10 protein-coding genes and 1 riboswitch are annotated in these 11,580 nt (G+C 57.7%); of the genes, 5 read left to right on the forward strand and 5 right to left on the reverse strand.

Annotation, left to right across the window (positions count from 1 at the left end; translation table 11 throughout):
- The first annotated feature begins 10 nt into the window (after positions 1-10).
- Entirely contained in the window at positions 11-721 is a 711-nt protein-coding gene (locus tag QPM17_RS19545; protein ID WP_285393053.1) for an SGNH/GDSL hydrolase family protein, read from the forward strand.
- Here QPM17_RS19545 and QPM17_RS19550 read toward each other — a convergent pair.
- The 4 genes from QPM17_RS19550 to lpxL are packed head-to-tail and all read right to left on the reverse strand — an operon-like array spanning position 645 to position 4,747.
- Positions 645-1,703, reverse strand: a complete 1,059-nt coding sequence (locus tag QPM17_RS19550) for a glycosyltransferase (protein WP_285393055.1) — start codon at positions 1,701-1,703, stop codon at positions 645-647. The genes QPM17_RS19545 and QPM17_RS19550 overlap by 77 nt on opposite strands.
- Entirely contained in the window at positions 1,703-2,815 is a 1,113-nt protein-coding gene (locus tag QPM17_RS19555; protein WP_285393056.1) for a glycosyltransferase family 4 protein, read from the reverse strand. The genes QPM17_RS19550 and QPM17_RS19555 overlap by 1 nt, the downstream gene beginning before the upstream one ends.
- On the reverse strand, positions 2,812-3,762 hold the full coding sequence (locus QPM17_RS19560) for a mitochondrial fission ELM1 family protein (protein ID WP_285393057.1): 951 nt from the start codon (positions 3,760-3,762) through the stop codon (positions 2,812-2,814). The genes QPM17_RS19555 and QPM17_RS19560 overlap by 4 nt, the downstream gene beginning before the upstream one ends.
- A gap of 34 nt (positions 3,763-3,796) precedes the next feature.
- The gene (gene lpxL / locus QPM17_RS19565) at positions 3,797-4,747 is read right to left on the reverse strand and encodes an LpxL/LpxP family Kdo(2)-lipid IV(A) lauroyl/palmitoleoyl acyltransferase (protein ID WP_285393058.1); all 951 of its coding nucleotides are present in this window, start codon (positions 4,745-4,747) and stop codon (positions 3,797-3,799) included.
- A gap of 174 nt (positions 4,748-4,921) precedes the next feature.
- On the opposite strand from lpxL, the gene waaA reads away from it, so the two are divergent.
- The gene (waaA, locus tag QPM17_RS19570) at positions 4,922-6,193 is read left to right on the forward strand and encodes a lipid IV(A) 3-deoxy-D-manno-octulosonic acid transferase (protein ID WP_285393060.1); all 1,272 of its coding nucleotides are present in this window, start codon (positions 4,922-4,924) and stop codon (positions 6,191-6,193) included.
- Positions 6,194-6,227: 34 nt separating this feature from the next.
- On the opposite strand, the gene QPM17_RS19575 is transcribed toward waaA, so the two are convergent.
- The gene (locus tag QPM17_RS19575) at positions 6,228-7,607 is read right to left on the reverse strand and encodes a TolC family outer membrane protein (protein WP_285393062.1); all 1,380 of its coding nucleotides are present in this window, start codon (positions 7,605-7,607) and stop codon (positions 6,228-6,230) included.
- A 160-nt stretch (positions 7,608-7,767) separates the two neighbouring features.
- A riboswitch (TPP riboswitch) is annotated at positions 7,768-7,882 on the forward strand.
- A gap of 75 nt (positions 7,883-7,957) precedes the next feature.
- Between QPM17_RS19575 and thiC the strand changes: the two genes are divergently transcribed.
- The 3 genes from thiC to QPM17_RS19590 all read left to right on the forward strand — a co-directional run bounded on the left by thiC (position 7,958) and on the right by QPM17_RS19590 (position 11,455).
- Positions 7,958-9,835: a phosphomethylpyrimidine synthase ThiC gene (thiC, locus tag QPM17_RS19580; protein ID WP_285393064.1), complete on the forward strand. Its 1,878-nt coding sequence runs from the start codon at positions 7,958-7,960 to the stop codon at positions 9,833-9,835.
- 515 nt (positions 9,836-10,350) lie between these two features.
- Positions 10,351-10,968, forward strand: a complete 618-nt coding sequence (locus tag QPM17_RS19585; RefSeq protein ID WP_285393066.1) for an NUDIX domain-containing protein — start codon at positions 10,351-10,353, stop codon at positions 10,966-10,968.
- Position 10,969: 1 nt separating this feature from the next.
- Complete coding sequence (locus QPM17_RS19590) at positions 10,970-11,455, forward strand: DUF1249 domain-containing protein (protein ID WP_285393068.1); 486 nt, start codon at positions 10,970-10,972, stop codon at positions 11,453-11,455.
- The last annotated feature ends 125 nt before the right edge of the window (positions 11,456-11,580 follow it).

Raw genomic sequence — 11,580 nt, forward strand, 5'->3', positions numbered from 1 at the left:
GCGCCACATTATGAACGGTTGTATTGCCTACGGCGATTGCAACACCGAAGGGTTGAAAGACTATCACGAACCGGTGTGGCCTGAGATGGTAGCAGAACATCTGGGTCTGGCGCTGACCAACTGCGGACACACCATGAGCACGACCCGCGAATTGCTTTGTTATGCAGAGGCCTTCCCGCCGCAGGATTATCAGCTGGCGTTTATTCAGTACGGCCTCGTCGACTCCTGGCTTACCTTTCGTGGCGCTCCCTATGTTCTCTATTACCCCGACACCCCTCGCCGAAAGCTCGCCAGAAAACTGGTCAAAAAGCTCAAAAAATGGACGCGTCGTTTTCACCTGCAGGAACGCTGGGGCGCGGTGGAGCAGGTGCCTCTGCGGGAATACCTGGGCAACATAGAACGGGTAGTGCGGTCGGCTCCTGATACACTTTTTGTGCTCGTGGCTACGCCGCCAAACCTCGATGAACCAAGGAATCCACGCATAGAGCGATACAACGAGGGTTTACAGGAACTGGCCGAGCAAGAGTCGAATGCGATATTTGTAAATGCCTATCAGCCTTTATGGCAGCAAAAGTCTCAAACTCTGATGAGCGACGGTACTCACCTTACCCTGGAAGGACACAGGTTAGTGGCGGATGCGGCTATCAGCGCCCTGTCGGCACGGTGGCAAGTAGCTCCCGATAAAAAGCTTCGGTTTTCGCAACCATCGTCTCCAGGTTGAGTTGCTCCCGGGCTTGCCGGAAGCTGTCGCTCTGGATATCAGTCAGCAACCCCGGCTCTGCCAGGCTGCTCTGAATCAGTGTCGCGATGTCTTCAACACTGTCAGAAGCCGCAATGCAGCGCTCCGGCAGGAAATCCCCCACACCACTGACCTGTGTGGACAGAACCGGGCAGCACGCCATCAGGGCTTCCACCATGATGTAGGGGAAGCCTTCTCGGCTGGAGGTGATGATGCAGGCCGTTGCGGCCCGCAGCCAGGGCGATAAGTGCGGTTCGTAGCCGGGAAGCAGGATGCGCTCTGCACCATTCAGCTCCTGTATCAGTGCCTGGAGTCTTGCTCTCTGGCTTCCGTTGCCCAGGATCACCAGCGTGCCGGCGCAGTCCGCCTGGGTCCAGGCCCGGATCAGCCGGTCGAACTGTTTGACCGGTTCCAGGCGACCCGCCGCCAATAACAGTGGGCGCTCAGGGGGAATGGGGATTTCCGGAGCTTTCGGTTGGCTTTGGGCAGTGTTTTCCGGTAGTTGCAGCCCGTTAAAGATCAGCCGGGTAGTGGGGTGGGCGACAGTGCCGATGATCTCGCGGCTGACACCGATCACGCCATTGAGTCTGTCAAAGGCTCTGTGAGAGCTCTTGGTGCCATGAAGCGTACCGACGGTGACCCTTGCATGGTGCCGAGCACCGCTGATCAGGCTTGCGGCTTTGTTGCCCTGGGCATGGACGATGTCTGGTTGGATGGTGTGCAGTGTTTGTCGCAGGCGGTATCTGAGCCACAGGTTGCGACGGCCCAGTTGCAGGGGCAGCGCATGAAAGTGGACAGGCGCGGAAAAGCGCTCACTGTAGGCGGAATGAGCCAGCACGTGAACTTCATGCCCTTTCATTGCGAGCGCCTTGGCGAGTTCCGCTGTATGCTTTTCCATGCCGCCCCAGCCCGTGCCGGGGGTAGCAATGACCAGGGCAATCGTCAGTCGGTCCTGGAAGCCCATTACTGCGCCTGTCTGCTGGCCAGCAGGTTTTCATAGACCTCAAGCGTGCTCTGCGTCTGGGCTTCCAGCCGGAATCGCCAGGGGATTTCAATGTCATGCCTGGGGTTTTCAATAAGAGCCAGCACAGTTTGTGCAAACGCCTCGGTGTTGTCCGGTTGTACCAGCCCCTCGGGGAAGCAGGCGCGCAGGGTTTCGGCGGCACCACCGCGGTCGAAGGCTGCCACCGGGGTGCCTGAGGCGAGCGCCTCGGTAACGGTGCGCCCAAAGGGCTCCGGCTTGGTGGACATGTGGCATACCACATCTGCCAGCAGATAGAGGGTGGTCATGTCGTTGCGCTGGCCGAGGAAGGTCACATTGTCGGCAAGGTTAAGCCGTGTACGTTCTTTTTCCAGCTCTTCCAGAAATTTCTCCTTGCCCGGTTCGGCACCGCCTACGATAACCCCATGACAATCCGGCCGTTCCCGTACCAGTTGCGCCATCATGGCCAGAAAATCCAGCTGGCCTTTCCAGCGTGAAATGCGCCCGGGCATCATGATGATTTTCTGGTTGGCCAACTGCGGGTACTGCCGGAACCAGCGGCCCAGCCACTGCGAACTAAGCTCTCGCTGCCGGAATGCGTCCACATCCACCCCACGTTGAATGACCGTCAGTTTTTCTTCCGGCACTGGATAGTTGTCCAGAACATAGTTCCTCACACACCCGGACACGGCGATTATGTGGTCAGCCCTCGTCATGATGGCGCTATAGGGGGTAACGGAATACATACCATGAAAGGTGGAAACAATGGCCGGGCGCTGATTCGCCGGAATGCTCTTCAAAGCCAGAAAAATGATCCAGGCAGGCATGCGGGAGCGCACATGCACAATATCCGGTTTCAGCTCCAGCAGCAGTTTCCGCATAGGTAGGATCTGCATGAAAGAGGCGGGGGTCTTCCGATGGATCGGCATGAAGATGTGTTTTGAGCCCTGTCCACGAAGCTGCTCGGCCATGGGCCCACCTTTGGAGACGACAAAGGATTCATGTCCGCGCTTGACCAGGTCGGCGGCGAATTCCACGGTGCCTCGCTCAACTCCGCCGCTGTACAGTGCGGGTAAAGCCTGAAGAATCCTCAATGCCTGCCTCCCTTCAGAAAACGATTGATCAGCCACCTTGCCGCCCGGTCGGCCTCCCACAGGGAGTGCGATCCTGACAGTTTGCCTGCCATCACGGTGGCGTGGTCACTCCAGCGTGCAACGTACCCTTTTTCCACCAGGCTCGCCATGCCTCGCGCGACTCGGCTATTGTGTTTGGGAGTCAGTTCAAAAAGCCCGGTGGGAACGCCTGATGTGGCGGCCTCACAGACCATGGAGGCGCTGTCTGGCGTTACCCAGACTGCACGGGATGCGGCAAGTTGATGGGGCAGCCAGCTGGAGTGGGTACGTTCGGGGTCGACAACCGTGACTTTAGGGCCGGCAAGATCATCGAGTTGTCTCAACAGGGTTTCCGGAGTGCGACGGGAACCGGTGATGGTCCAGCGCCATTCCGGGTAATGTCCCATAAGCTGTGACAACTGTCCCAGCACTACGTCATCGTCCCAGTCGAAATGGGATGAGGGACCGCCGATGAGGATCAGGCCCTCAGGCTTTTGGGTGATTTTTGCCAATGGCGTGATGGCGTTGATTACGCCCTCGGTTGTCAGAATGTTTTTCCCGGGGGCTACGCCATCGTGCTCGGGAATAATGACTGCATCCACCCAGCCAATGGGAAACGCCGGTTTCATCAGCACGACGGTTCTGGCTTTCGGGCGGCGCCTCAGGGAAAGCAGCAGACGATGTGTGCCACTGCCTGCTGCGACTATCAGCCGTGGGTTGTCCGGGATTTCATCCATGGCCGGAGCGATCCCCAACAGCGCTCTCCACCACGGAACCGGTACCTGGGTGGCGTCAATTTCAGACACATTGGCGCCAGCCAGCACTCGCAGCCGGTTACCCAGCCCTTTCAACTGGTTGCGATGCCCAGGCTTGTTGTCCGTCAACAGCCATACAACCGGTGCTGGCGAGCTGGAGCGGTCAGCTGTCATTGGATGCCCCGATCCTGATCGGTGTGCAGTTCATTTAACCTGCGCCCTTGCCGTACAGATCCGGATCATCCTTTGATGGGCGGGTCTTGAAGCGACGGTGCATCCACAGGTATTGGTCCGGGTGCTTGCGGATCTCATTTTCAATGGCTCTGTTTACCTGAGTTGCGTCGGCCATCTCGTCTCCGGAGGGAAAATTGGCCAGTGGAGGATGGAAATAAATATCGTACCCCGGTTCATGCTCACGACGGAAATGGCTGAAAGGCACTACCGCACACCCGCTGCGCTCTGCAATTCTCGAGGTGGCGGTAATGGTGCCCGCAGGCACACCAAAAAACGGCGCGAATACGATGCCTTTGCGGCCGTAATCCTGATCCGTGGCATACCAGACTACGCGGTTGTTTTTCAGCTGTTTGAGCAGCCCCCGAAGATTCTTGCTGTCCAGCACCATGCCATACCGGCGAGCCCTGGCGCGGGTCATGACTGCGTTCATCAATGGGTTGTTGTGGTCACGCTGCATGACGTCAGCCTCAATGTACTCGGTTACCAGGCTGCCGCCGAGATCCAGAGTGCTGTAGTGACCCCCAAGCAGCAGGATGCCTCTGCCTTTGGCAAGGGCGGTGTCAACGTATTCGAGACCGTGTACTCGGGTGACCGGAATGAACGAGGTGGGATTGCGGAACCAGGCGAGTCCGAGTTCCATGACACCGATACCGTTGGCCTGGAATGATTTCTTTACCAGAGCCTGCTGTTCCTGTTCTGATAGCTCGGGAAAGCACAAACGTATATTAACTTCCGTAATGTGGCGCCGGTGGGCGGCAAAGCGATAGGCCAGATCACCAATACGTCTGCCAAGCCACCACTGAAGCCTGAGGGGAAGCCATGCTGCCAGCCACATCACAGCGATACCCAGCCAGGTGGGCCACCAGCGCGGGTGGAGATAGCTGGAGTAACGGGTATCGCGGGACCTTCGCTTGTTTTCCTTCACTCGTTTCCCTGCCTGATTGTGTCCACATCGTGAAAACCGGAGTTTAGCAGGACGGTTCTCATCCACTAAAGCAGCAATCTCCGCAACTTGCGGAAAAGGATGAATTCCGTGCCGCAGACTCGGGCATCAGCTTTATGTAGAATGACCGCCGCACCGACTCGGCCCGGAGTTATTATGCTTCACTTTTTCTACTCCCTGTTCTTTCGCATCGCGCTGCCATTTGTGCTGCTGCGCCTGTGGTGGATAGGGCGCAGCAATCCGGAAGCCTTTGTGCGCTGGCAGGAACGGCTGGGTTATGTAGAGGCTTCTGACGAGCCGGTGATCTGGGTCCATGCGGTCTCCGTGGGTGAAACCATTGCAGCTGCGCCTCTCGTAAAGGCACTGATGCGTCGCAATCCTGACATTCCGGTACTGATGACAGCGATGACCCCCACTGGCTCAGCCCGGGCAAAAGCCCTGTTTGGTGACCGGGTTCGCTATGCGTTCTCGCCCTATGATACACCGGGTGCCGTGCGCCGTTTTGTGGACCGGGTTCGCCCGCGTGCGCTGGTGATCATGGAAACCGAAATATGGCCCAACATGATTGCCCTGAGCAAGCAGCGCCACGTTCCCATCTTTCTGATCAATGCCAGGCTCTCTGCCCGCTCGGCACGGGGCTATGAGCGAGTAGCTTCCCTGGTGCGGCCACTGCTCCAAAGTATCAGCTGGATTGCCGCGCAGGCGGAGGAAGATGCTGGCCGCTTCTTGCGTATTGGTGCAACGCCGGAGTCGGTTTCGGTAACTGGCAGCATCAAGTTTGACGTGGAGATCTCGGAGGAGATTCGCTCAGCATCATTGAAGCTGAGGCAGCAGCTTGGTACAGAACGACCGGTCTGGATTGCCGCGAGTACTCACGAAGGCGAAGACCGACAGATTCTCGAGGCCCATCAACAGGTAATGGCGCAGTACCCGGATGCGTTGCTGATGATTGTTCCCCGGCATCCGGAACGATTCGATGATGTGGCTGACCTGGCAGGCTCCATGGGGCTGGCATTGCTGCGACGTTCCGGGACTGGCGACGCATTGGTGGGTGGCGTGGAACAATGCCAGATCTATCTCGGAGACACCATGGGGGAGCTGTTAATGCTCTACGGCGCCTGCGATATTGCGTTCGTGGGCGGATCTCTGATCGAGCGCGGTGGCCACAACCCTCTGGAGCCAGCCGCCTGGGGCATGCCAGTACTCTCCGGCCCCAACATCTTCAACTTTGAAACCATCTATAGCCGGCTTGATGCGGGGAAAGGGCTCTACATAACTCCATGTTCAGATGCTCTGGCGCAGTGTGTGATGCATCTGATTGCAGACAGGGCGGCTGCAGAAACTGCAGGGCGTAACGCACTGGCGGTGGTCGAGGCCAACCGTGGAGCGCTCGAGAAGGTGGTGGACGGCATTGTTGAGAGGGTCTAGGGCGGGCTCCGCAGCCCGCCCGTTATACTTCAGCTCATTGCATGGGGTCTTCGAGGGTTTCCTCTTCTTCAGCCAGTGCTTCAATCCCGGGCGCTGAAGCGCTGAGCCAGTTGTTCAGGTCAACCAGGTCCTGAGGGCTCAGGGTGCCGGCGGCCTGCTTCAGGCTCAGGGTATTGATCACGTAGTCGTAGCGGGCATTGGCGAAGTCTCGCAGGGCTACGTAATAGTTACGTTCCGCATCCAGTACTTCCACAATATTTCGGGTTCCAACTTCGTATCCTGCACGTGTGGCGTCCAGAGCGCTGCGGCGGGATATGATGGTCTGCTCCAGTGCAGAGGCGGATTCGATGTTGGTGTTTACGGTGCGGAACAGGCTGCGGGTATTCACCCTGACGTCACGGCGAACCGTTTCCAGGGACTGCTCCGCAACGTTTACCAGCGACCGTTGTTGGCGAACGCCGGCCTGAGTGCCTCCCCCCATGTACAGAGGCACGTTCAGCCGGATGCCAATGCGGCCTTCCGTTGTTGTGCCGTCTCGCTGGCTCATTGCAAGAGCCGGATCTTCCAGGCCTTCGATGTCCGTTTTGCCATAGGAAGCGTTCAGATCAACCGTTGGCAGGTGCCCTGATTTCGCGGTTTTCAGATTGGCTTCGCTTGTATTCAGATCGAAGATCGCGGACTGAATCTGCCAGTTCTGATCCAGTGCGGTGTTCTCCCATGCAGACGGGTCCATCGGCTCAGGACGGCCCAGCGGGAAGTTGCGGCGCAGGTTGTTCAGGTCTTCGGTATATTCACCGGTCAGCCGTGCCAATTGCTCGCGGGCAATATCCAGTTCGCTTTCTGCAGCGATGCGCTGGCTTTTGCTGTCATCGTAGCTGGCGCGGGCTTCATAGACTTCTGTGATGGCGATCAGGCCTACATCAAAGCGTTCCTGGGCCTGATCATACTGCCGTTGGATAGCTGCCTCTGTCGCCCGGGCGGTGGTGAGAGTGTCTGCAGCACGAAGAACATTGAAGTAAGCAGTGGCTACATCGAGAATCAATTGCTGCTGGGCCAGGTTGTATTGGGCGCGAGCAGATTCTGTCTGGAATTTGCTGGCATCATAGCTGAACCAGGCGTCGGCCCGGAACAGCGGCTGGGTCAACTCCACGCCAAAGGCGTAGGTTTCATAGGCGCTGTCCTGGTTGGGGCCATCGACGTCGGTATGGCTGACATCGCCAAACGCACCGATCTGTGGAAGCAGGTTGCTGCGGCTGACGTCGCTGGCCGCCTTCTGGGCTTCGAAGCTTGCGCGGGCAGTTGCTATACCGGAATCATAGGAGAGTGCTTTCTCGTACGTCTCAACCAGATCCATGGAAAGTGCAGGCTGGGCTGCGAGCAGTCCGATCAGCCCGGAAAGCAGTCGTTTCTTCATGATGTCTCCTGTTAATGAATCACCCGGCGAGGTGGCAGATACCTGTTCATATGTGTTCAGATAGCCGTTGAGCGCTTCAGGCCAGCCATTATGGACAATAATCAGCCTGAGCTCTACACTTGCAGTCGGCACACGTTGTAAGTGTCAATTACATTGAATTCGCGTCTTGACGGGGTGCTGGCGTCAGAACATCTGACAGCCGGCTGAGATTGCCATGCAGAACCCGCAACCTGATCCGGATAATACCGGCGTAGGGATTTAAGACAATACACTGCAAATCCACAGACTCGCTCTGTGATCACTGCCCCGTCATACGCGACCCGTTTATCACCCAACCCCAGGGGCGCAAGATGACAACAATACCTTCCTATCTCAGCGATTCAGCCAAGGTCGATTCCGCGGCCATCAAACCGCTGCCTCAATCCCGTAAGATCTACGTACAGGGTAGCCGACCCGATCTGCGGGTGCCCATGCGGGAGATTACCGTGGGCGATACACCGACGGACATGGGTGGCGAGAAGAATGCTCCTGTTGCTGTCTACGACACATCCGGCCCTTACAGTGATCCCGAGGCGACGATTGACCTGCGCAAGGGCCTCAAGCCTATTCGCTCAGCCTGGATTGAGGAGCGCGGTGATGTGGAGCAGCTGGCGGACTATACCTCTGAATTTACCCGCCGCCGTATGAAAGACCCGCTACTGGACCCGCTCCGTTTTATGGACGAGCGCAAGCCGCTGCGGGCCAAGCCGGGCAAGAACGTCAGCCAGATGCACTACGCCCGCCAGGGTATCATCACGCCGGAAATGGAGTTCGTTGCCATCCGCGAGAACATGAAGCTGCAGGAGGCGCGGGAGCAGGGGCTGCTGAAGGATCAGCATCCGGGCCAGTCCTTTGGTGCATCCCTGCCGCAGGAAATCACGCCGGAATTTGTCCGGGACGAAGTGGCCCGCGGCCGTGCGATTATTCCCAACAACATCAACCACCCCGAAACCGAACCGATGATCATTGGCCGCAATTTCCTGGTGAAAATCAACGGCAACATAGGGAATTCGGCGGTCAGTTCCTCCATTGAGGAAGAGGTGGAAAAGCTGACCTGGGGTACCCGTTGGGGCTCCGACACCATCATGGACCTGTCCACTGGCAAGAACATCCATGAAACCCGGGAATGGATCATCCGTAACTCTCCGGTTCCCATTGGCACAGTGCCCATCTACCAGGCTCTGGAAAAAGTCGGCGGCGCAGCTGAAGACCTGACCTGGGAAATTTTCCGCGACACGCTGATCGAGCAGGCAGAGCAGGGCGTGGACTACTTCACCATCCACGCTGGCGTGCGTCTGCACCATGTACCCATGACTGCAAAGCGCACCACCGGCATTGTGTCCCGCGGTGGCTCCATCATGGCGAAGTGGTGCCTGGCTCACCACCAGGAGAGCTTCCTGTACGAGCACTTCGAAGACATCTGCGAAATCATGAAAGCCTACGACGTGGCTTTCAGCCTCGGCGACGGGCTGCGTCCCGGCTCCATTGCCGATGCCAACGATGAAGCCCAGTTCGGCGAACTGGAAACCCTGGGCGAGCTCACCAAGATTGCCTGGAAGCATGATGTCCAATGCATGATCGAAGGTCCGGGCCACGTGCCCATGCAGTTGATCAAGGAGAATATGGACAAGCAGCTGGAGTGCTGCGACGAAGCCCCGTTCTACACCCTCGGGCCACTAACCACCGACATTGCCCCCGGTTATGACCACATCACCTCAGGCATTGGTGCGGCGATGATCGGCTGGTTCGGCTGCGCTATGCTCTGTTATGTCACTCCGAAAGAGCATCTGGGCCTGCCCAACAAGGACGATGTCAAAACCGGCATCATCACCTATAAGATCGCCGCCCACGCCGCCGACCTGGCCAAGGGTCATCCTGGTGCCCAGATTCGCGACAATGCCCTGTCCAAGGCCCGCTTCGAGTTCCGCTGGGAAGACCAGTTCAACCTCGGCCTGGACCCGGACACCGCCCGTGCTTTCCACGATGAAACCCTGCCAAAGGACTCCGCCAAAGTGGCGCACTTCTGCTCCATGTGCGGGCCGAAGTTCTGTTCCATGCAGATTTCCCAGGAGGTTCGGGAGTATGCCAAGGAGCACGGTCTTGATGAGGTTTCGGCGGTGGATGCCGGCATGAAAGAGAAATCCAGGGAGTTTGTGGAGGCTGGGTCCAAGCTTTATGACAAGGTCTGATTGGGGCTTCTAGCCTTCTAGGCTTGGTGCTTTGGCCGGGCAGGGAGCCCTGTTCAGGATACGCTCAAGCACGTCCATGTGACGCTTGAGCTCCGCCATCCATGGCTCCGCACAATCCTGAACAGGGCTCCCTGCCCGGTCCCACTGGCTCCGAGATATCTCCGGGTCGTAGGTCGGATTAGCGAAGCGTAATCCGACACCATATGACCGATCGACCCCCTTTGTCGGATTACGGCTCCGCCTAATCCGACCTACCACTATTTCCCTGCCGGCTGCCCCTGAAGTCCGGGGCCGCGGTGGGGCTGTCCTCCCAAAACTGTGCGGAGCCACGGATGGCGGAGCCCAAGCGCCCCAGGGATGGGCTTGAGCGTGTTTTGGGAGGACAGCCCCACCGTGGTCTTGCACCAAGGCCGCTGCAGTCTTGCACCCAGGCAAGCCACTAAGAAGGCTTGCACCCAAGCTGAAACAAGGGCTATCGTTCAGAATCGTTCTCAAAAACGGATCTGAAACCTGAAATGACCGAACCGTTCCAGTTCAAAGATACGGATGTAAAAATCAAAAAACGCGAAACCGTTTTCCAGGGCTTCTTCCGCATGGACAAGCTCTGGCTGACCCACCGGCGTTTCGACGGCAAGGAAATGCCCACCTTCACCCGTGAACTCTTCATCCGCGGCGATGCCACCTGCGTATTACCCTACGACCCTGACCGTGACGAAGTGGTCTTGCTGGAGCAATTCCGCCTTGGCGCTCTGGGTCGTGACCAGTCTCCATGGTTGCTGGAGCTTGTGGCCGGCATGAATGAGGACGGAGAGTCACCGGAGGAAGTTGCCCAGAGGGAAGGCCAGGAGGAAGCTGGCCTGACTTTCAAGCCACTCGAAAAAGTCTGTGACTACCTTGTGTCGCCTGGCGGAAGCACTGAAATGATTCACCTCTACTGCGGTCGAATCAGCACAGAAGCCGCAGGGGGGCTGTTTGGCGTTGAGCATGAGCATGAAGATATCCGCGCCCATGTATTCAGCGCCGACGAAGCTATCGCAATGATTTATGATGGACGTATCAATAACGCTGCAGCGATTATCGCGCTTCAGTGGTTGCAGTTGAATCGCCCGCGATTGCGGGAAGGTTGGAGCTGATATGACAGAATGGGTGATGAAACCCCGGCGCTATGTACCGGATTTGCGACGTTTCGGTGCGCTGTGTGATGGTAATTACATGCGGCTTCACCGCCTGCGTAGGCTGGAGGCCAGGGGGCAACCCGTCTGCGAGTTTGAACTTCATCGTGAGGACCAGTATCTGGGGCGGGTTCGCATTGAAGTGCTACAAACCACGAAGTTCACTGAAACCCTGCTGCTGGAGCAGGTGCATAACTCCGGACGCTGGCTGAACAATCCTCAACTGACCGTACGTGTCTATCACGATGCCAATATGGCAGAAGTTATCAGTTGCTACCGTGACCGGCATATCGCCCCGGTGAATGACTACCCGAACCGATTCATGCACCATCCGGACGAGAAAGTACAGGTCAACAGTTTTCTGGCCGACTGGCTGGACTATTGCCTGCGGTTCGGGCACCTGCCCATGGAGCACGCCGCCTGGTCCGCCGGTGAAGGGGTAGACTAAGGTTGCAGATCTGCCCGGTGCGGATTGGCATAGAGTATATTTCAGAATGTGCGAGAGTTGTCAAAACAGCCAATCGGGCCCAGTCGCCTGAGCAGAATGTGATGAGAATTCTGGATGCGGTCGTA

This window comes from Marinobacter azerbaijanicus, assembly GCF_030250645.1.
GTDB classification, from domain to species: Bacteria; Pseudomonadota; Gammaproteobacteria; order Pseudomonadales; family Oleiphilaceae; genus Marinobacter; species Marinobacter azerbaijanicus.